Source organism: Corallococcus terminator (assembly GCF_049194865.1).
Lineage (GTDB): Bacteria > Myxococcota > Myxococcia > Myxococcales > Myxococcaceae > Myxococcus > Myxococcus terminator_A.
Genome location: NZ_JBLZWL010000056.1, coordinates 88,795 through 109,123, shown reverse-complemented (window position 1 = coordinate 109,123; position 20,329 = coordinate 88,795). Strand labels below are relative to the sequence as shown.

Annotated in this window: 18 protein-coding genes; 10 read left to right on the top strand and 8 right to left on the bottom strand. The window is 70.5% G+C overall.

Annotation, left to right across the window (positions count from 1 at the left end; translation table 11 throughout):
- Positions 1–9: 9 nt before the first annotated feature.
- From ACN469_RS18595 to ACN469_RS18585, 3 genes are all read right to left on the bottom strand, one after another.
- Positions 10–942 (bottom strand): transglycosylase domain-containing protein, encoded by a 933-nt coding sequence (locus ACN469_RS18595; RefSeq protein ID WP_498769742.1) that lies wholly within the window; start codon positions 940–942, stop codon positions 10–12.
- A gap of 68 nt (positions 943–1,010) precedes the next feature.
- A complete protein-coding gene (locus tag ACN469_RS18590; protein ID WP_498769740.1) occupies positions 1,011–1,673 on the bottom strand; it encodes an NlpC/P60 family protein in 663 nt (220 codons plus the stop codon).
- A 141-nt stretch (positions 1,674–1,814) separates the two neighbouring features.
- On the bottom strand, positions 1,815–3,884 hold the full coding sequence (locus ACN469_RS18585) for a sensor histidine kinase (protein ID WP_498769738.1): 2,070 nt from the start codon (positions 3,882–3,884) through the stop codon (positions 1,815–1,817).
- A gap of 142 nt (positions 3,885–4,026) precedes the next feature.
- Between ACN469_RS18585 and ACN469_RS18580 the strand changes: the two genes are divergently transcribed.
- The 3 genes from ACN469_RS18580 (at position 4,027) to ACN469_RS18570 (ending at position 8,605) form a co-directional block, all read left to right on the top strand.
- Complete coding sequence (locus ACN469_RS18580) at positions 4,027–4,566, top strand: hypothetical protein (protein ID WP_498769736.1); 540 nt, start codon at positions 4,027–4,029, stop codon at positions 4,564–4,566.
- Positions 4,567–4,669: 103 nt separating this feature from the next.
- A complete protein-coding gene (locus ACN469_RS18575; protein ID WP_498769734.1) occupies positions 4,670–7,222 on the top strand; it encodes a M1 family metallopeptidase in 2,553 nt (850 codons plus the stop codon).
- A 24-nt stretch (positions 7,223–7,246) separates the two neighbouring features.
- Positions 7,247–8,605: a DUF6986 family protein gene (locus ACN469_RS18570; protein ID WP_498769732.1), complete on the top strand. Its 1,359-nt coding sequence runs from the start codon at positions 7,247–7,249 to the stop codon at positions 8,603–8,605.
- Positions 8,606–8,634: 29 nt separating this feature from the next.
- Here ACN469_RS18570 and ACN469_RS18565 read toward each other — a convergent pair whose 3' ends face one another.
- The 5 genes from ACN469_RS18565 to ACN469_RS18545 all read right to left on the bottom strand — a co-directional run bounded on the left by ACN469_RS18565 (position 8,635) and on the right by ACN469_RS18545 (position 14,316).
- Positions 8,635–9,750 carry a hypothetical protein gene (locus ACN469_RS18565; RefSeq protein ID WP_498769730.1) on the bottom strand — a complete coding sequence of 372 codons (1,116 nt, stop codon included), beginning with the start codon at positions 9,748–9,750 and terminating at the stop codon, positions 8,635–8,637.
- A gap of 11 nt (positions 9,751–9,761) precedes the next feature.
- Positions 9,762–10,829, bottom strand: a complete 1,068-nt coding sequence (locus ACN469_RS18560; protein WP_498769728.1) for a DUF2804 domain-containing protein — start codon at positions 10,827–10,829, stop codon at positions 9,762–9,764.
- 103 nt (positions 10,830–10,932) lie between these two features.
- Positions 10,933–12,105: an ABC transporter permease gene (locus ACN469_RS18555; RefSeq protein WP_498769726.1), complete on the bottom strand. Its 1,173-nt coding sequence runs from the start codon at positions 12,103–12,105 to the stop codon at positions 10,933–10,935.
- The gene (locus ACN469_RS18550) at positions 12,102–12,836 is read right to left on the bottom strand and encodes an ABC transporter ATP-binding protein (RefSeq protein WP_498769724.1); all 735 of its coding nucleotides are present in this window, start codon (positions 12,834–12,836) and stop codon (positions 12,102–12,104) included. Before ACN469_RS18550 ends, ACN469_RS18555 begins: the two co-directional genes overlap by 4 nt.
- 13 nt (positions 12,837–12,849) lie before the next feature.
- Positions 12,850–14,316: an alpha/beta hydrolase gene (locus ACN469_RS18545; RefSeq protein WP_498769722.1), complete on the bottom strand. Its 1,467-nt coding sequence runs from the start codon at positions 14,314–14,316 to the stop codon at positions 12,850–12,852.
- Between the two features lie 171 nt (positions 14,317–14,487).
- On the opposite strand from ACN469_RS18545, the gene ACN469_RS18540 reads away from it, so the two are divergent.
- The 7 genes from ACN469_RS18540 (at position 14,488) to ACN469_RS18510 (ending at position 20,309) form a co-directional block, all read left to right on the top strand.
- The gene (locus tag ACN469_RS18540) at positions 14,488–15,330 is read left to right on the top strand and encodes an LEA/WHy family protein (protein WP_498769720.1); all 843 of its coding nucleotides are present in this window, start codon (positions 14,488–14,490) and stop codon (positions 15,328–15,330) included.
- Between the two features lie 94 nt (positions 15,331–15,424).
- The gene (panD, locus tag ACN469_RS18535) at positions 15,425–15,817 is read left to right on the top strand and encodes an aspartate 1-decarboxylase (RefSeq protein ID WP_498769719.1); all 393 of its coding nucleotides are present in this window, start codon (positions 15,425–15,427) and stop codon (positions 15,815–15,817) included.
- Positions 15,818–15,914: 97 nt separating this feature from the next.
- Complete coding sequence (locus ACN469_RS18530) at positions 15,915–16,358, top strand: hypothetical protein (protein WP_498769717.1); 444 nt, start codon at positions 15,915–15,917, stop codon at positions 16,356–16,358.
- A 36-nt stretch (positions 16,359–16,394) separates the two neighbouring features.
- Positions 16,395–17,024: an EcsC family protein gene (locus ACN469_RS18525; protein ID WP_498769715.1), complete on the top strand. Its 630-nt coding sequence runs from the start codon at positions 16,395–16,397 to the stop codon at positions 17,022–17,024.
- Between the two features lie 192 nt (positions 17,025–17,216).
- Positions 17,217–17,786: a MarR family winged helix-turn-helix transcriptional regulator gene (locus tag ACN469_RS18520; RefSeq protein WP_498769713.1), complete on the top strand. Its 570-nt coding sequence runs from the start codon at positions 17,217–17,219 to the stop codon at positions 17,784–17,786.
- Between the two features lie 68 nt (positions 17,787–17,854).
- Positions 17,855–19,297, top strand: coding sequence for a sulfatase family protein (locus tag ACN469_RS18515; RefSeq protein WP_498769711.1), 1,443 nt, complete (start codon positions 17,855–17,857; stop codon positions 19,295–19,297).
- A 343-nt stretch (positions 19,298–19,640) separates the two neighbouring features.
- The gene (locus tag ACN469_RS18510) at positions 19,641–20,309 is read left to right on the top strand and encodes a hypothetical protein (RefSeq protein WP_498769709.1); all 669 of its coding nucleotides are present in this window, start codon (positions 19,641–19,643) and stop codon (positions 20,307–20,309) included.
- The last annotated feature ends 20 nt before the right edge of the window (positions 20,310–20,329 follow it).

The following is a 20,329-nucleotide window of genomic DNA, read 5'->3' as shown; positions in this document are numbered from 1 at the left end:
GCGCACGCGTCACACGTCGTCGTCGGGGTCTTCTTCCTCACCGCCGCTGCTCGCGGCGGGAGTCCGGCCCAGCAACCGGTCGATGTCCGCGCGGGCGGTGGTCGCCTCCGCGCCCGAGATTCGGCCCGCGGAATCAAGCTGGTCGATAATCCAGTGGGAGCGCCTCCACAGCGCCCTCGAGCCCGACTTCGGCGAGCGCTTTCGAGGCGCCGGCAACATCGCGGCGAGGATGGCTCCTTGCGCCACGGAGAGCCGGGATGCGGACACGCCGAAGTGCTCGCGCGCACCGGCCTCGATGCCGTAGACGCCGTTCCCCCACTCCACGACGTTGAGGTACAGCGCGAGGATGCGCGCCTTCGTGAGCGCTTCCTCCAGCCGGTGGGCCAGCACCAGCTCCTTCGCCTTGCGAAGCAGGCTCCGGTCCGTCGACAGCCAGAGGTTCTTCGCCAGCTGCTGGGTGATGGTGGACGCCCCGCGACCGAGCTTGCGCTTCGCCCAGGCTTCCTCCATCGCCTTGCGCACCTCCGTCGTGTCCAGGCCCTCGTGGAGGTAGAAGCCCGCGTCCTCGGACACCAGCACGCACGTCACCGCGAGCCTGGAGATGGACGTGAGCGACACCCACTGCTGTCGGCGGCGGACCTTCTTCCCAGCCTCCCGCGCTTCGTTGGCGCGCTGGTCCATCAGGGCCGTCGACTTCGGGTTCTCCCGCACCAGCGGCTCGGCCTCTGGAAGCGTGACGTATTCATACACGCCGAAGCCGAGCAGCAGCACCGCCAACCCGAGCACCACCCGGCGCCGCCACGACTTGCGACGCGGCGTTTGCGCGGGGCGAGCCCCAGACGGCTCTGGAGCAACGACGGCCACCTGTGATTCGGACGGTGGCACGGCCTCGGGTTGCTCCGAGGGGCCAGGGCCTTCAGGTCGTCCTTCCGTGTTCGACATCAGCGCCGTGCATAGCGCCTCCGGCCTTCGCCGTCACGCCCCCGTCCGGCACCCCGTCTTTCGTCAGGTCAGCGACGAGCGCGCGACACGGAGGCAGGCTCCACCTTCCAGCGCTCATCGACCGAGGCGAACCCGGCCACCAGCTCTCCCGCCAGGTAGCCTCGGTTGCGCTTGTCGCGGCGACGGAGCCAGTCATTGAGGACGCGGCCCTTGTCGTCCTTCCTCGCCTCGGGGCGCGCCAGGTTGAAGCGGCTGCGCTTCACTCCACCCCCCGCGCGGTGGACGAACGTCACGGTGCCATCCGTCCCCACCCGCTCGACGATGCCGATGTGCGTGAGGCCGTCGTTGAGTTGCCCATCCTTGTTGCGGTCGATGGTCTCCCGGAAGAACACCAGGTCCCCGGCGCGCGGCTCCTCGCTCAGCGCGCCCAGCGTGCCCGCCTTCCGATAGATGGCCTTCACGCCATTCTCACCGGGCAGCGTCAGCTCCGGCAGCAGGCTGAGGCCGGGCTTGCGGTACGCCAGCTGCGTCAGGCCCGAGCAGTCGTCGTTCACCGCCGTGCTCACCGTCCGCAGCGAGCCCAGGCCCACCCACCCCTTCGCGCGCCACAGGGCCCGGTCCGACAAGGTGACCGTGGCCGCCCGCTTCGGCGGAGTACGCCTCGCGGCCTCGGCCGTCCCACCCCACACCCACAACCCCACCAACGCCCCGAGCCACGCTCCACGGTACATACCCGCACGCCACAGCAATGGGCGTGCCTCGCCCCAAGCCCCCGCGAGACGTTGGCTCGCGAACAGCTCCCTGGAGAATCTCTTTCCCACCCTGCCCCTCGGAGTCGCCCTCCTGGCGTCACCGGAACCCAGTGACTCGCTTCAGGCTCTTGCCTGAGGCCGCGACGCCGAGTCGTCCTCCCGCAGCGAGAGCGCCGGCTCCACCGGCAGCTCCAGAACGAAGGACGCTCCCTGGCCCGGAGTGCTGAGGACCTGGACGGAGCCGCCATGCGCCTCCGCGATGCGGCGCGTGAGGTACAGCCCCAGGCCCAGCCCGCCGTACTCGTGCGTGGAGACCGCTCGCTCGAAGGGACCGAAGATGCGCTCCACCGCCTCGGGCGGAACGCCGATGCCCCGGTCCGTGACGACCAGCCGGGCACGGTCGCCCACCTGGCCCAGCGCCACGTCCACCTCCGCCCCCGCGCCGAACTTGATGGCGTTGGACACCAGGTTGAAGAGCGCCTGGTCCACGCGCCCCCGGTCCAACCATCCATGCACCCGAGGGCCCGTGGCCGTCATTCGCAGCGGGGTCCGCGAGCGCGTGGCCTCCTCCATGGAGCGCTCCACCACCTCCTCCACCAGCGCGGTGAGGTCCACCCACTCGCGCCGCAACTCCAGCCCGCCCGCCTTGAACAGCCCCACGTCCAGCACGTTCTCCACCAGTCGCGTCAACCGGCGTGACTGGCGGGCAATCGCATCCAGGCGCTCCAGCAAGGAGCCCTGCCGGGGATCGGCGCGCAAGAGCTTCATCAATCCCTGCACGCGCAGGGTGATGGTGGCCAGCGGCGTGCGCAGCTCGTGCGCCGCCACCGCGATGAAGTCCTCACGCACGGCGACGGCCTCGCGGGCCTCCTCCAACAGCCGCGCGTTCTCCAGCGCCATGGCGCACCTGCGCGCCACGTCCTCCGCCAGCACGTGCTCTCGCGTGCGGCGGCCCGTACCCGAAAGCTCCATCGCCACCGCCAGCGCGCCCACCACCTTTCCGCGCACCTGCAACGGCACGAGCACCCCCGAGCCCTCCGCGCCAGCCCATTCACTCACCCGTGTCGGCAACGGCGGGAACCTGCCTCGCAGCCCTACCTCGCGCGCTTGCGTCCACCCGGCCGCCGCCACCCGCTCCACCACGCCCTCGGCGTTCTGCAGCCAGATGGCCGCGCCCGTCGCCAGCTCGGGCACGAGCAGCCGCGCCACCCGGGGCAGCGTGACGCTCCATTCGGGAGACTCGGCGAGCACCACGCCCACGGTGGCCAGCACGCGCTGCGCGGCCTCCGCCCGCCGCCGCTCCGCCACCACGGCCGCCACCGTCAGCGCCGACAGGCTGAGCACCGCCAGGAACACCTGCACGGACAGGCCACGCTCCCACGCGGACACGGGCAGCTCTCCGAAGGGCCCCCTGCCCAGCCGCGTGTACTCCACCGCCACCACGCTCATCACCGCGGACGCGGTCGCCGCCCCTCGAGGACCCAGCCGCAGCGCCGAGGCGATGACCAGGGGAAACGCGGCGTAGGGCAGCGTGGTGGAGATGGCCGCGGACTTTGCCGGACCATCGATGTGGAAGACGAGCATGCCGACGAGCGCCACCACGCCCATCATCACGAAGGACTCCCCCAGGCGTCGGGGTGGCGAGGAGGCGCGCGTCACCGGCCACCACGTCAGTATCAACGGCGCGACGAGCACCGTGCCCAGCGCATCGCTGAGCCACCAGACAATCCACTCGCTCCCGAACGACGCCGAGCCCAGCCACCTCGTCGCGGCGAGCGCGCCCAGCGTGGCGCTCGGCAGCGCGCCCACCACGCCCCCGAGCATCAACAACCCCGTGACATCCCCCACCTGGTGGAAGCGCACGGACTGGCCCACCCAGCGCCGCATCAGCGCCGCGCTCAGCCAGGTGCGCATCACATTGCCCACCGCCCATATCGCGGCCAGCCCCCAGGGCAGGCCCTGGGACAGCACCGAGCCCAGCTCCGCGGCGAAGACGGCGGCCAGCAGGGCGGGCCACATGCGCGAGGGAGAGCGCAGCAGGAACGCCAGCGTCAGCCCCGCGGGCAGCCAGAGGACGGCGCTGCTCAGGGGCGGAAACACGAAGTGGGAGCTGACGACCTTCAGGACCTCGAAGGACACCGCGAGCAGTACCGCGCGCTCCCAGGCGGCGCGCCCCAGCGTGAGTGCCATTCCGACCCCCACTTCAAGGTAAGCAGCCCGGGCGAGGAGGCGCGCTGGGAGCAGGAGAGCGGCAAGGCCCCTGTCCGTCCAAGCCAGCCCCGCGGCGGAGGCAAGCACCCGCCCCCCAGGCTCGCTAGAATGCCTTCGTCCCGTGCCCTTCGCTTATTATGAGCAGCTCAGCCCCGAGCAGCAGCGCATCTATCGGATGAGCGATGGAGTGACGGCCCTCCGGGTGAGGGAGCCCACGACGCTGCGCCCCCAGGTGGACGCGCTCCGGGAGGCGCTGGCCTCCGGTGAGCGTGCGCCGCTGGAGCTCGCCACCGCGAAGCTGGGGAGCGCGCTGTGCGAGCGGCTGGATGTCGCCGCCGTCCGGGTGGAGGTGCTGGAGGTGCGGCCCTCGTCCGAGGAGGGCGAGCTGCATGGCCTCTACACCTGGGAGCCGGGGCGCAGGCCTCGACTCCAGGTCTGGATGCGCACCGCGAAGCAGGCGCGCGTGGTGGCCTTCCGCACGTACCTGCGCACCTTCCTGCATGAGCTGTGTCATCACCTGGACTTCCAACTGCTGGAGCTGCCCCACTCGTTCCACACGGACGGCTTCTTCCAGCGCGAGTCCAGCCTCTTCCATCAGCTCGTCCCCGGCCCCGCCCCGCGCGGACGGCGGAAGGGCCCTGCGGGAGACCCGAGGCCGTAAGGGTGTGGCGGACGACACCCCACCCGGCGGACGACAGGTTTCTTGCACCCGCGTGACAGAAGTGGGAACGCGCGCCGCGAGCGAGGCTAGATTCCGCCTCCCTATGGCGCATCCGACCGAAGACAAGAACTTCCGGCTCCCCACCGCCGTTCGCCCCCACCGCTACGCGGCCACGCTGACCCTGGACCTGGACGCGAAGTCCTTCTCCGGACAGCAGACCGTCGACGTGGAGCTGGCCGAGCCCACGCGCGAAATCATCCTCCACGCCATCGCCCTCCAGCTGGGCGACGTCACCTTCCGCTCGGGCAGCGCGCGGCACAAGCCCGCGTCCATCCAGCCCGTCGCGGTGAGCGAGACGGTGGTGCTGCGCTTCGACGCGCCGCTGCCCAAGGGCCCCGCGACGCTGGAGCTCGGGTGGACGGGCCTCTTCACGGACGGCCTGCGCGGCCTGTACGCGGCGGGCAAGGTGGCGGCCACGCAGTTCGAGGCCGCCGACGCGCGCCGCGTCTTCCCCTGTTTCGACGAGCCCGCCTTCAAGGCGAAATGGGCCCTCAGCGTGCGCGTGCCCCAGGGGCTCGCGGTGCTGGGCAACGGCCCCATCGTCAAGGAGGAGCAGGACGGCGCGCTGACGAAGGTGACGTTCCAGGAGACGGAGGTGCTCAGCAGCTACCTCATCGCGCTGGTGGTGGGCCCGCTGGTGGGCACGCCGGCGCAGCTGGTGGGCGGCGTGCCGGTGCGCACCTGGGCGCTGAAGGAGAAGGAGCACCTGACGCGCTTCGGTCAGGACGTGGCGCTGGCGGTGCTGCCCAAGCTCCAGGACTACTTCGGCCTGCCGTATGCCTTCACCAAGGTGGACCAGGTGGGCATCCCGGACTTCGAGGCGGGCGCGATGGAGAACGCCGGCCTGATTACCTACCGCGAGGTCGCGCTGCTGTTGGACCCGGCCACCGCGCCCCTGTCCGTACAGAAGCGCGTGGCGGAAGTGGTGACGCATGAGCTGGCGCACCAGTGGTTCGGCAACTGGGTCACCATGGTGTGGTGGGACGACCTCTGGCTCAACGAGGCGTTCGCCACGTGGATGGCCTTCAAGATCGTGGACCAGTGGCGGCCCGAGTGGCGCATGTGGCTGGACTTCGACTCGCACCGCACCAGCGCGCTGTTCCTGGACGCGCTGAAGTCCACGCACCCCATCCACGGCGAGGTGCGCAACGCGGGCGAGGCCGGTGAGAGCTTCGACGCGATTACGTACGAGAAGGGCGGCGCGGTGCTGCGGATGATTGAGGGCTTCCTCGGGGAGGGCCCCTTCCGCGACGGCATCCGCCTGTACATGCGCAAGCACGCGCGCGCCAACGCGGTGAAGGAAGACCTCTGGAACGCGCTGGGCGAGGCGGCGAAGCAGCCGGTGGAGGAGCTGGCCACCGCGTGGGTGGGCCAGAGCGGCTTCCCCCTGGTGACGGCGCGCGTGGAGGGCCGCGAGGTGTCGCTGTCTCAGCAGCGCTTCTATTCCGAGCCCGGCGTGGAGAGCGGCGAGAAGTGGCCGGTGCCCATGGTGCTGCGCTACGAGGACGCCACCGGCGTGCGCGAGCAGCGCGTGCTCTTCCGAGACAAGCAGGCCACCGTGAAGCTGGAGGGCTCCGGCGCGGTGAAGTGGCTGTGCGCCAACGCGGGCTCCACGGGCTTCTACCGCGTGGCCTACGACAAGGCGTCGCTCGCGGGGCTGACGTCGAACCTCCAGGCCCTGGCGCCCTCGGAGCGCATCTCCCTCCTGGCGGACGAGTGGGCGCTGGTGCGCTCGGGCCGGGGCTCGGTGGCGGACCTGCTGGATTTGGCCGCGCGCTTCGGGAACGAGGAGGACGACTCCGTCCTGGACGAGCTGGTGGGCCGGCTGGCGTACGTGGAGAGCCGGCTGGTGGATGGCGAGGACCAGGCGCGCGTGCGCGCGTGGGTGGAGCGGCTGCTCAGCCCGGGACTCAAGAAGCTGGGCTGGCAGGCGACGGCGGGCGAGTCGGACCGGGTGAAGCTGCGGCGCTCCGCGCTGGTGCGCGCGGTGGGTGGCCTTTCGCGCAGCCCGGAGGCGCTCGCGGAGGCCCGTCCGCGCGTGGCGCGCATGCTCCAGGGAGAGCGTGACGCGCTGGAGCCCAACCTGCTCGACGCCGCGGTGGCCATGGTGGCGCGCGCGGGGGACTCGGCCCTCTTCGACACGTTCCTCCAGAAGATGCCGAAAGAGCCGGACCCCGCCACGCAGCGCCGCTACCTGATGGCGCTCACGACCTTCGAGGACCCGGCGCTGGCCGAGCGAGCGCAGGGGCTGTTCTTCTCCGACACGGTGAAGACGCAGGACGTGGCCAGCTTCGTGACGGGGCTGCTCGCCAACCGCACCGGCCGCGACGCGTGGTGGGAGCAGATGCGCAAGCAGTGGAAGGACGTCGTCGCGCGCACGGGCGGCGCGCCCATGCTGGTGCGGCGAATCGTGGAGTCGCTGGGCATGCTGCGCACGCGCGAGCAGTTGGAGGCGGTGAAGGCGCTGCTGAAGGACCAGCCGGTGAGCGACGCGAACCAGGCCACCGCGCAGACGCTGGAGCGGCTGTCGCAGGACGTGGAGCTGCGCGAGCGCTGCGGCCCCGAGGTCTCCGCGTGGCTGAAACGCCAGCCCTGACGCACCCCACCTGAGAGGCTCTCGATGAAGACCACCTTGACGCCCACCAGCCTCTCCGACGCGCGCGAGTCCCTCCGGCGAGCCAACGCCGAGCTCGCGCGCGCGTACCCGGGGGACTCCCCGCGTCGCCAGCCCGTGCACGTCGTGTACGGCGGCGCCCACCTCTTCCGCGCCGAAGCCGCGCGGAAGCTGGGGGACCTCGCGCTGGGGGCCATGAAGGACTACGCGCCGGACGCGGCCGAGCTGGCCCACGGCCTGGGGCTGCCGCAGCGGGGCCGCTTCGCCCAGCGCGTCTACGAGCGCGTGCTGGACAAGCTGGAGCGCGAGCCGGTGGAGGACTACCGCATCGACTTCGAGGACGGCTATGGCCACCGTCCCGACGAAGAAGAAGACTCGCACGCCGTCAGCACCGCCCAGGAGATGGCGCGGGGACTGGCGCAGGGCTCGCTGCCGCCGTACGTGGGCATCCGGGTGAAGTCCTTCACCGAGGAGCTGTTCGAGCGGTCCTCGCGCACGCTGGACCTCTTCGTCACCACGCTGCTGGAGCACAGCGGCGGGAAGGTGCCGCCGTCCTTCGTCGTCACCCTGCCCAAGGTCTCCGCGCCCGAGCAGGTGGCGGCGCTCGCCCGCATCCTGGAGGTGCTGGAGACAGCGCACGGCCTGACGCGCGGCGCGCTGGGGCTGGAGCTGATGGTGGAGACACCACAGGCCCTCTTCGACCGGGAGGGGAAGCTGCACCTGCCGGCGCTGGTGGCCGCGGGCGCGGGGCGGTGCTCCGCCGTGCACCTGGGGCTGTATGACTACACCGCCGCGCTCAGCGTCAGCGCCCACGTGCAGAACATGCTGCACCCCGCCTGCGACTTCCTGCGGGACCTGGTGCAGGTCTCCCTCGCGGGCACCGGCATCCAGCTGTCCGACGGCGCGACGAACGTGATGCCCGTGCCGCCGAACCGGAAGAAGGGCGACGTGGCGCTCCTGCCCACGCAGCTTCGTGAGAACAGCGAGGCGGTGCAGCGGGTGTGGCAGTTCTCCTATCGCCACATCCGTCACTCGCTGGAGCGCGGCTGGTATCAAGGCTGGGACTTGCACCCCGCGCAGCTCCCCGTGCGCTACGCGGCCGTGTATGCCTTCTTCCTCGAAGGCCTGGACACCGCCACCCGACGCCTCAAGGCCTTCATGGAGAAGGCGGCCCAGGCGACGCTGGTGGGCGACGTGTTCGACGACGCGGCGACGGGCCAGGGCCTGCTCAACTTCTTCCTCCGGGGCCTGAGCTGCGGCGCGCTCAGCCAGGACGAGGCGCTGGCCACCGGCCTCTCGCTGGAGGAGCTGCGCAGCCGCTCCTTCCGCGCCATCGTCGAGTCACGTCGCGCCCGCGTCACGTAGTCGGGCGCGAGCACCTCCGCCGGGACGACTCAGCTCTCGGCGGAGCCCGGGCCCGGCGGCGCATCCTCGCCACCCGGAGGTGCGTCCCCTGCTCCGCCACTCGCCGCGCGATGCGCGCGAAAGAAGGCCACGTCGATGGCCACCGCGCCGAGCAGGAAGAGGAGCGGGCCCGCGCTCATGCCCAGGCCCAGCAGCCCCCACAGGGTGACGACGCCGGCCAGCAGGTACGGGAGCATGGACGGCACGGCGTCACGGGCACGCGGCACGGCGGCCAGCAGCCCCAGCGACATGAGGGCCAGGACGATGAGCGGCGCACCGGGCCGGGCGCGTCCCGACTTCGCGAAGAAGCTGGACGTGTTGGTGATGCCGGGCTTCCACGTGTACCGGCTGTCCGTATACGTGTGGCCCGTGGGGCGGCCGGTGGTGTCCACCTCGTGCACGAGCCTGTCGTCGTAGCCGTAGCCGCCCAGGGACGTGGACATGCGCATCCCCGTGCCCCAGGAGAACAGCAGCGACACCGCGCACACGGCCGCGCCCGCGCACACCCAGCGCTTCAACCGCGAGGCCTCGGCTGAAGCTCGCAGCTCGGGTGCCGAGGCGGGTGACGCCTGGAACACGCGCCACTGCACGTAGCCCAGCACGACGGCGGCCCCCATCCAGACGAGCGGCACCAGTCCGAAGCCCAGCGACAGGAACGCGAAGGTGATGGCCAGCGCCGTGAAGAGGGGCAGGAAGGCGGCATGCGACGCCACCTGGGCCAGCTTCTCCAGCGCGGGCGGGACAGGACGGCCCGCGGCGCTCCACTCCCGGGCGCCCAGCAGCACGCTGCCCGCGAGCATCGTCACGGACCACGGCAGGCCGATGCTCCCGCCGAGGATGGGGAGCCCCGGCAGCAGCACGGCGGCTGCGACGAGCCCCGAGCCCAGCAGCGGCAGCGAGCCGCCCGGCAGCCGCTCCCGAAGGCGAGGGTCCTCCAGAATCGACTGCACGGCGCGGCCCGCGGACTCGGCGGTGCGCCGGGCGGATTCGGCCGTCTCGTCGGAGAACAGCGGCTTGTCGAAGGACTGCTTCACGTCCCGGCCACAGTGGGGACACGCTGCGATGCGCGCTTCGGGGAGGGGCTTGCGGCAGTGGGGACAGGACATGGGGGGCACGCTCACCAGAGCATGTCCTGGTCCTCGGTGACGCCGGGGACGTTGGAGAGCTGGAGCGTCCTGCCACCCACCGTCACCGTGCCCTCGAAGAAGCCCACGGGCTGAGCGAAGTGGCTGATGATGAGGCGCAGGTTGCGCTCCTCGCGGTGCACGTAGAAGGGCTGGAAGCGCAGGTCCACCGCGCCGTCCACCGTCGTCAGCTTCCACGGCGCGAGCAGGTTCTTCGCGTCGTACTCGAAGCGCGCGCGGGCCAGCGGATACAGCCGGTCTCCCAACCACAGCGCGTTCTCGTTGGCGTCGGAGTTGCTCTCGTTGAAGCCCTCCACGAGGTTGAGCCCCACGGGCGTGCCGTCCGCCAGTCGCCCCGCGGCGAAGGCCCAGCGCCAGGCCGTGTGCCGCGCCAGGTAGCCCTGCGTGTAGTCGATGCCGCCCACGCCTCCGTCCAGCCGGAAGCGCTTGCCGCCCGCCTCCAGGCTGCCGAAGGACAACAGGCCGTTGCGCTTCATCGTGACATTCACGAGCCCGTCACCCTGCACGGGGGCAATCACCGTCAGCGCCGGAGGACCGCCCGCGACGAGCAGCTCGCCGGCCCACTGGAAGGTGTTGAGGCTGCCGGTGCGCACGCGGCTGACGTCCACCTCCACCTGGTAGCGCTCGTCCTCCTCGCCCCGGCGGATGGACAGCTTGCCGCCCAGCGTCCTGAAGGACGCGGACAGTCCCGCGCCAGGCTTGTCTCCCAAGGACAGCATGGGGCCGGGAGCGCCCAGGAAGCTCACGTCACACAGGGGCTTGCGCTCGCTCAAGTCGAGCGCCACCGCGAAGGCGCTGGACGAGTAGCCCAAGTCCACCACCGCGAAGAGGGCGGCCACCTCCGGCGTCGCCACGAAGGTGTAGTGCCACCGCTTGCGCTTGAGCAGGCGCGTGGTCCGGGCCGGAGCCCACCGTCCCAGCAGCTTGGGGAGGTCCACTTCGGGCAGCTCACCCTGGTACGTGCCGAATCGGGGCTCACCTTGCGCGGTGGCCACGGAGGCCGGCGCCAGGGGCAGGAGGGCTTCTCTCTCGGGCGTCATCCGCGCCCATTGGAAGCCAACCGCCGGCCGAAGTCACCCAGGCGCGGGGGGAATGGGTGGGAACCGACGCCTCGACGACATTGACCGTGACTGTCGGTGCGCCTCAGCTCCGGCCGAAGACGATGCGCTCCTGGGAGATAAGCCCCGTGGTGACACGCAAGGACACCAGCGTCACCGCGACGCAGGAAGCCGCGGCGACGAGGAAGGGCAGCGGCCCCAGCACCTCGCCGCGCAAGACCTCGCCCGCCAGCATCTGCTGGCCCAGCACCGGCACGGCGAACATCCACGTCTTCGTCTGCACCGGTGACAGCATCAGCATCATGCCCGGCAGCGTGGGCACCACCATCAGCAGGGACAGGTACGTCTGGGCTTCCTTGAAGGAGCGCGCATAGGTGGACACCCACATCTGCAGGGCGGAGGTGGCCAGCGCGAGCGGCAACACGGCGGCGGCCATGGCCAGGGTGGCGGGGCCGTCGAAGCGAGCCCTCACACCCAGGTCCTCCAGCGGGACCTGACGCACCACCAGCAGGAAGCCCACCAGCGCCAGCACCACCGTGAGCATCGACATGCCCACGGTGGCCAGCCACTTGCCCGTCACCAGGGCGCCGTGCGGCACGGGGTTGAGCAGCAGGGGCTCCAGCGAGCCGCGCTCGCGCTCACCCGCCATGGTGTCACTCGCCAGCTGCATGCCTCCGGCGAAGGCGGCCATCACCAGGAAGAAGGGCAGCATGTTGAGCATCATCGCCGCGGTGCGCTCCGGCGTGGACAGGTCCAGCTCCTCCACGCGCACCGGCACGGCCAGCTCCGGCGCCATGCCGCGCGCATACAGCCGCTGGTCACCCACCTGCCGCGAGTACACCTCCAACAGCCGCTGCGCCCGCTGCACCGAGCGCCGGGCCGCCTGGCGCGAGCTGTCCATGACGAGGTTCACATCCGCGGTGCGCCCGGAGGAGAAGTCCTGGCCATAGTCCCGAGGCACCACCAGCACCACGTCCAGCGAGCCCGCGCGGATGAGCTCCTCGTAGTCCTCCGGGGCATCCTTGAGCGCCACCCCCAAGCGACTCAGGAAGGCCATCAGGCTGGGGGCATGCTCGCGCCCCACCACCGACAGCTCCAGGGGCTTGTCCTGTCGGGTCCAGGAGGCCAGCAGGTTGATCAACACCAGGAACATCATGGGCCCCAGCACCGCCCACAACAGGGAGGTGGCCGCCGACCGCCGGTCCCGCACGTGGTCCCTCAGCTCCTTGCGAAAGACAGTGCCAATCAGGCGCCTCATTGCATCAACCCCTGCTCGCTACCGATGGTCGCGACGAAGGCCTCTTCGAGGCTGTCCTTGCCAGTGCTCGCGCGCAGGGAGTCCGGCGTGCCGTCCGCCACCACGCGGCCATGCGCCACCACGACGATGCGCTCACACAGCGCGGCGACCTCCTGCATGATGTGGCTGGAGAAGACGACACAGCATCCCTCGTCCTTCAGCCGCCGCAAAAGCGTGCGCACCGCGCGGGTGCTCATGACGTCCAGGCCGTTGGTCGGCTCGTCCAGCAGCACGTTGCGAGGCCCATGCACCAGCGCCCGCGCCAGCGCCACCTTCACCCGCTCGCCCTGGCTGAAGCCCTCCGCGCGCCGGTCCGCGAGCTCCTTCATGTCCAGCAGGTCCACCAGCTCGTCCACGCGCTTGTCCAACGCGGCCCCGTACAGCCCATGCAGCTCGCCGTAGTAGCGCGCGTGCTCGCGGGCGGTGAGGCGCGGATAGAGGCCCCGCGCATCCGGCAGCACGCCCAGCACGCGCCGGGCGTCCTCCGGACGGGCCACCACGTCCACGCCGTCCACCGTCGCGGTGCCCCGGTCCGGGCGCACCAGCGTGTAGAGCATGCGCAGCGTCGTCGTCTTCCCGGCGCCGTTGGGGCCCAGGAGGCCGGTAATCATCCCGTCCTCGGCGGTGAAGGACACGTCCTCCACGGCCGTCACCTTCCCGAAGCGCTTGTGCAGATTCGTGGCTCGTATCATCCGCGCTGCATCCTCAAGGCACGGGGCCCGCGAAAGAGGTGAAGAAGGGGGGCCGCGACAGGCTGCCGCCGCAGGAGGGATTCAGGCCCTCCACGCTGCCCTTGGCCACCAGGTCGACCATCAGCGAGCGGGCGCAGTCGGCGACCAGCGCGTTGTGGCCCACTCCGGGCACCACGACGTGGAGGCCGTGCTTCAACGTGCGCTTCGCCTCCTCGCCCCAGGCAGGCGGAGTCACCGGGTCCAACTCCCCGGACAACAGCAGCGTGGGCACGTCGGACACCACCGCGTCGCGGTAGCCCGGAGGCAGCGTCGCGCGGGGCCAGCCCTCACACACGGCCATCATCTCCAGGCCCATCCGCGCGCCGAACCAGGTGCCCTTCGCCTCGCGCTCCACGGCCTCCTTCGTCAAGAAGGGCGTGTCCTCCGCGCAGATGACGGCGAACTGGAGGCCGCGGCTCAGCGTCCGTTCCAGGGTGTCGCCGCTGCCCACGCTCAGCGCGACGAAGGGCGCCCAGTCATCCCGCGTCACCCGGTCCAGCATCAGCGGCACCAGCGAGGCCCCCTCCGCGGAGTAGAGCTGGGTGAACAGCGCGCCCAGGAAGGCCTGCTGCGACAGGACGATGTCCTCCGGCACGCCCGTGAGAGGGTGAGGCACCTTCACGCGTGCGGGGGCCTCCGCCAGCTTCGCCAGCAGCGCCTCCGTACGGGAGCGCAGCTTCGGGAAGGTCTTCTCGCAGACCGCGTCCTGCTCACAGTGGGACAGGAGCAGCTCCAGCGCGCGCTGACCGTCGCGAGGCATGTACAGGGGCAGGTACAGCCCCATGGGCGCCACGCCGTCGAGGATGGCCGTGCGCACCCGCTCCGGGAACTGGCGCATGTACACCAGCGCCGCGCGCGTGCCGTAGGAGACGCCCCAGAGGTTGAGCTTCTCGTAGCCCAGCGCCGCGCGCACCTCGTCCAGGTCCTCCATCGCGATGGGCGTGGTGTACTGGCGCACGTCCGCGTTCCAGCGCTCGCGACACTCGCGGAGGCGTCGCGGGGCGTCGCCCTCCTCGAAGCGGGCCGACAGCCCTTCGCCCTCCTCGTGGAGCTCGCAGTCCAGCGGGCTCGAGTCCCCCGTGCCCCGCTGGTCCACCAGCACGATGTCGCGGTGGCGGCGGATGCGCTCCACGGCCAACAGCATCTGCGCCGTCCGCGTGGCCGCCTGCCCGGGGCCGCCCGCCAGGAACACCAGCGGGTCGGGCTGGGGCTGGGCCGCCAGGGCGGGCACCACGACGACCCGCAGGGACAGCTTGCGGCCGGACTTCGCCGCGCGGTCCTCGAAGACCTCGTACGTCCCGCACTGCGCCTGGGGCGCCAGGCCCTCCAGCCGGCAGGGCTTCAGCACGAGGCGTGGCCTCTCGGCCGCCGAGGCGCCACCTCGGTTGCACGACACCAGCACCAGCCCCAACAGCCCCAGTGCGAGCGCGCGCCAGGTCATACGCGGAACACAAGTAGGCATGTGTGGCCTGACCTCCGTCAAAGGCGATTCCTTGTGTAGAGTGCGGGCGTTGTACCGCATCCCAATAAAGATGCGCGAAGGGGTATATCCCTCACGAGCGAGCGCCCCGCCGTGAATCCCCGCCGCGAGCGGCCGTCTGGTGATACGCCCATGCCCACGATGAAACGCGCCGTCCTCGTCCTGGCCGCTCTCTGCTTCACCACTTTCAGCGGCTGCGCCTCCCTGCAGAAGACGCTGAAGGGGGTCTTCAAGAAGCCCACCCTCTCCTTCAAGACGGCGCGGCTCTCCAGCGCGTCGCTCTCCGACGCCACCGTCGACCTCGTCTACGAGGTGAACAACCCCAACGGCTTCGGACTGGAGCTGGCGAGCATCGACTACTCCTTCTTCGTCGAGGGCAAGCAGGTGGTGGCCGGCAAGCCCAAGAAGGGCCTGGACCTCAAGGCCAACGGCAAGAGCGAGCTGGTCTTCCCCGCCAACGTGAAGTTCGCGGACATCGCCCCCGTCGTGGAGACCTTCCTCAACAAGGACCGCGCGGCGTTCAAGGCCCAGGGCAGCGTCGGCGTGCAGACGCCCATCGGCGTGCTGAACTTCCCGCTCCAGAAGGAAGGCACCTTCGACGTGCCCAAGATTCCGCAGGTGGCCTTCCAGCCGCCCCGCATCACCAACATTGGCCTCACCAGCGCCACGGTGGAGTTCCCCCTGGCCATCACCAACCGCAACAGCTTCCCCCTGCCTGTCGCCGGAATCACGGGCGCGCTCAAGATCGCCGGCGCGGATGTGGGGACGCTGTCCACCGGCAACCTGGGCATGCTCGACGGCAGCGGGACGAAGCAGGTGACGCTGCCGCTCACCATCCACTTCGCGCGGGCGGCCTCCGCGGCCGTGGCCCTGCGCTCGGGAGGCAACGCCAAGCTGAGCCTGGACGGGCGGCTGACCTCGGACGCCCAGTCCGTGCCGCTCAACCTGAGCCAGCTCGTCAACATCGTGAAATAACGCCCGACCGGGCAGCAGGCGGGCGGGATGCAACCTCGTGGTTGTTCCAGGGCGCCCTTGCCGTTACGGTTGGGCGCCCTTTGGGACACACGCCATGCGCCGCATCCTCTTCAAGTCCAAGATTCACCGCGCGACGGTGACGCAGGCCGACCTGGATTACGAAGGCTCGGTCACCATCGACCAGAACCTCCTGCGTGCGGCGGACATCATCGCCAACGAGAAGGTGGCCATCTGGAACGTCACCCAGGGCACGCGCCTGGAGACGTATGCCCTGGAGGGCGAGCCCGGCAGCGGCGTCATCTGCATCAACGGCGCCGCCGCTCACCTCAACAAGCCCGGGGACCTGGTCATCATCGCCACGTTCGCGGAGGTCGAAGAGGCCGAGGCCCGTGCCTGGAAGCCCAAGGTCGTCTTCGTGGATGCCCAGAACCGCATCGTCCCGGGACAGACGGAAGAGATTCCGGGGCCCGCTCGCCGACTCGCCTGAGGACTCAGGCCTTCCCACGGCTTTCCCCTCCGCGCGCCTTTTGCCATGCTCGGCCCACCTTTAGAGGGGGGCCCATGGCCCCGGAGGCATCACCACGATGACGCGGATGTGGGTGGGAGCCAGCGTGCTCGCGCTGGGACTCTCCGGTTGTTCCGCAGCGGGCTCTTTCCGGCCCAACCCCAATGATGAGGATCCGCTCTACGGGGCCATTCCCGTCATCAAGGCGCCCCAGCAGGTCCGCTGCGTGGCGCATGGGAAGTCCTCGGTGCGCGCCAACTGCGACGAGGCGCTCTACCTGGCCACGGAGTACACCCGGCGACTGTCCGTGGGCGACGAAGTCTGCCTGGAGGGTGGCTACGGCGAGGAGCCGGGTTATGCCTGCAAGGCGCGCGCGGCCGTCATCGACACATCTCCCAACCAGGTGAAGCTGGAGGTGCGAGGGGCCAAGCCGGACTCGCGCTGGTTCAACGTGGAGATGCGGCACGCCTGGTACGAAGAAGGCGCGCTGGTGGACCTCTACCTCGCCGAGCGGGGTTATTAGAGGACGCGGGAAACCGCCCCTGGAGGAGCGTCGACAATGGGCTTCTACGACAGCGTGGCCGAGCGGCTGGCCTTCATGAAGAAGCTGACGCCCGCGGAGCTGAAGAAGCTCGGCTCGGCGCGGCTGTCGGACATCGTCCTCCAGGAGACGAAGCGCGCCCGCGTGCGGGTGGCGGAGCTGGAGAAGCGCTACCCCCGGGCGGAGGTGAAGGAGCTGGCGCAGCGCCTGGTCGACGAGAAGAAGAACCTGGCCAGCATGGTGGGCGGGGTGAGCGGCGTCTTCGGACTCGTCGCGCTGCCGGCGGACCTGCTGTTCATGGCCTACCTGCAGATCATCCTGCTCACCGACCTGGCCACGCTCTACAAGGTCAACCTCAAGACAGAGCGCGCGCGGGGGGAGATGCTGGACCTGTTTGGCTACGCCAACGGCCTGGGCCCCATCCAACGCTCCAGCCCCAAGGTGCTGGGGAAGCTGGCCGCGCTGATGCTGGAGAAGGGCGGCCTGCACACGCTGGGACGCGCCATGCCGCTGGTGGCCGCGCCGATTACGGCCTACTTCAACAACCAGCACATCCAGCGCGTGGGTGAGCAGGCCGTGCGCTTCTACGAAGGCTTCGACAAGGCCCACGCCAAGGCCAAGGCCCACCGCCCCCAGCAGGCGGGCTGACGGCCACGGGGGGTGCGGATCCACGGGCGCCCGGCGCGCCCGGCACCCGGATTAATTCAACGGGTCCGATATGCCCTTTTCGCCTCTACGTTCCCGTTCCCAGGCGGGGCGAAAGCCCCCATCCATGGCGGGCGACCGATGAACTCCCAAGGGCCGGACCGGGAGCGGCGCTCGAAAGGCGGAGGCACGAAGATGTCCGAGCTTTCGGCGGAAGTGCGTGTGCAGGTGGCGCGGTTGCGGAACCTGGTGATTGACGTGGCGCGCTGCGGCGCCCTCAGCAGCCCTCTGGGAGCGCTGCCTCACCAGGAGCTGGACCCGATGGAGGTACAGGCCATCTGGTGGCTGAAGGCGGAGAGCCTGCTGCCCGTCAACGTGCTCGCCGACCGCCTGGGTGGTATCGCCCTGCCTCGACTGAGCCGGCTGTTGGACCGCCTGGAGGACGCCAAGCTCGTCCAGCGCGAGCGCTCCGTCCGGCATGATCGCCGCCGCGTGCGCGTGCGCCTCACCGAGCAGGGCCGCGCCCTGGCGGAGCGCGCGGACACGGTGGTGCAGGAGCGGATGGCGCGCCTCCTGATGCCGCTGGGTGGAGAGCAACGCAGCGCGCTGATGGACCTGCTCGAGGGCTGGGTGGAGGCGCTGGGCTGCTGGAACCGCGCGGAGGAGCAGGCCACGGAGGAGGCCGACGCGGATGGCTCTCGCGCCACGCCTCACCCCCGCCTCACCGCCGTCGAGGACGTAGGCGTCACCGCCAACGCGGCCTGACGGCTCGCGCTCCGGCGTGGGGGCACGTCGCGGAGTACGCTGGAGTCCCTCGTGTCCTGGAGTGGCCCATGCGACTCGGCAACGCCTCCACGCCGCCCAACCTGCTCATCATCCTGACGGATCAGCAGCGCCGGTTCCGCCACTGGCCCCAGGGCTGGGCGGAGCGGCACCTGCCCTCGTTCCAGCACCTCGCGCGCAACGGGCTGAGCTTCGAGCGGGCCTTCACCAACACCTGCATGTGCTCGCCCAGTCGGGCCACGCTGTGGACCAGCCTCTTCCCCGCGCAGACGGGCGTCGTCGACACGGGTGAGCAGTCCCTGCCCACTGGCCTCACCACGCTGGCCCAGGTGATGGCGAAGGCGGGCTACCGGGTGGGCTATCGGGGCAAGTGGCACCTGGGCAATCCGCCTCCGACGCACGGCTTCGGGCCCTGGGATGGGCCAGACGCGGGCACGTCCCTGGCAGCCGGGAGCACGCAGGGCGCGGGCGGCTACAACAACGACGCGCGCTACCTGGGCACCGTCACCGGAGCCGCGGAGAAGCCTCCGGGCACGGGGCCGAGCATGCTCGACTTCCTCGAGAGCGCGGACGCGAGCACGCCGTTCTGCCTCGTCGCCTCGTTCGTCAATCCGCATGACGTCTACGTCGCGCCCTTCCAATACAAGGACTCGGGCTACGACCCCGCCGACTGGGCGTCGCTGCCCCAGCAGCCTCCCGCGTCGTGGAACGAGGACCTGTCCACCAAGCCCTCGGTGCAGTCCTGGTTCCAGGCGAGCGGGAAGAACTGGAACGTCCCCGCATGGAGCGACGCGGAGCGGACGAGCTACGCGCGCTTCTACGCGTACCTCCAGACGCTCGTGGACCAGGACATCATGACGCTGCTCCAGGCGCTGGAGCGGCGCGGCCTCACCGACAACACCCTCGTCGTCCGACTCGCGGACCACGGGGAGATGGGCCTGTCCCATGGGCTCGTCGAGAAGACCTTCAACGCCTACGACGAAACCCTCAACGTTCCGCTCATCATCTCCAACCCCGTGTTGTTCCCCTCGGGTGTCGTGACGCGGGAGCTCGCCAGCCACATCGACCTGCTGCCCACGCTGGCCTCCGTGGCCGGCGTGCTGGGGGACTTCCCGGGGCAGTTCAAGGGCATCGACCTGTCGCCGCTGTTTACCGCCCCCACCACGTCCCTCCAGGACTCCATCCACTTCACCTTCGACGACACCGCGCTGGCCCAGGGCATGCCCGCCACGACGCCCGGCCACATCCGCGCGCTGCGCACGAAGCAATGGCTGTACGCCGCGTACTTCACGCAGGACGGCGGCGTCTTCGAGTACGAGCTGTACGACCTGGATGTGGACCCCGACGAGCTGACGAACCTCGCCAACCCTCGGAACATCACCCCGGACAGCAGGCGCCAGCTCCTGAAGCTGAATGACGCCCTCATCCAGGTGATGCAGACGAACGGCACCACGCCCTCCGGCTTCACCTGGCCCCAGCAGCCCGCCGTCTGACACGGAAGTGACGGGGCTCCAGGCGCCGGACACGCCTGTCGAGCCGCATCCAGGCTGAAGCTCGCGGCCTCGGTGACGACGACCCGCCGACGGCGCCCACTCGCCTTCGCGTGAGCGGACGCGTCCTCCAGGAACACGCGCCATCTCCGAGCCTCCCCCACCGGACAACCCGCTGACGGGCGTCACGCGTCGATGCACCCGACCGCGAACAGGCGTCGAGTCCGCGCCGTAAATGCAACTTGATTACTTTTAGATATCAGTTGCATATTTGCGGGGCTCGCTGACGTTCGGGGTCGGACACGACCTCGCGTTTCCCGTCAGTCACGGAGCAGGAGCGGCCGTCATGAACAGACTCATCTGGAGCGCGGGAGTGGCGGGACTCGCGCTCGCGGGCATCACGTCCGTGCTGCTTCGCCGCCCCGTGGAGCCCTCCTTCACGGAGGCATCCCCGGCGACGGAGTCCGCGCGGGCGCCACGCATCGCCGAAGAAGGCCCGCCGCCCCGCCCCGCGCTCCGCGTCTCCGCGATAGAGCCCACGAGACCTCCCGAGACGGACACTCCGTCGGCGCTCGACACCTCGGGACTCGAACCCGCGCCCTCTGTCCGAGCGCGCCGGCCTCCCTCGGAGCCCAGGCTGCGCGTCGTTCAAGCCCTGCGCGGCGCCGCCCCCGAGCCCGCCGCGCGCCGTGAGGCCGTGCTCGCCTCACTGGTCGCCTCGGGCGAGAGCCAGGCCCCCTGGACGCGGCAGGCTCGCGAGGCCCTGGACCTCTGGCGCCAGCAGGTGACGACGAGCGTGCTGCCCGTCCAGTCACCGGAGGCACCGCGCTGCTTCGCCGCGGGCTGCGTGAGTCGCGTCACCTTCCCGGACGCGGCCTCCTTCGAGGCGGCCTTCCGTCTCACGCCGGAGCTGCGACTCCCCGGTGGGAGCGCGCACCTGCAACTGCCCGCCGAGCACCTCCCCTCGGGTGAGGTCTCCGCCGCCTGGGTCGTCCTCCCGCCGGACGCGCCCTGAACCCCTTCACCGTTGATTCA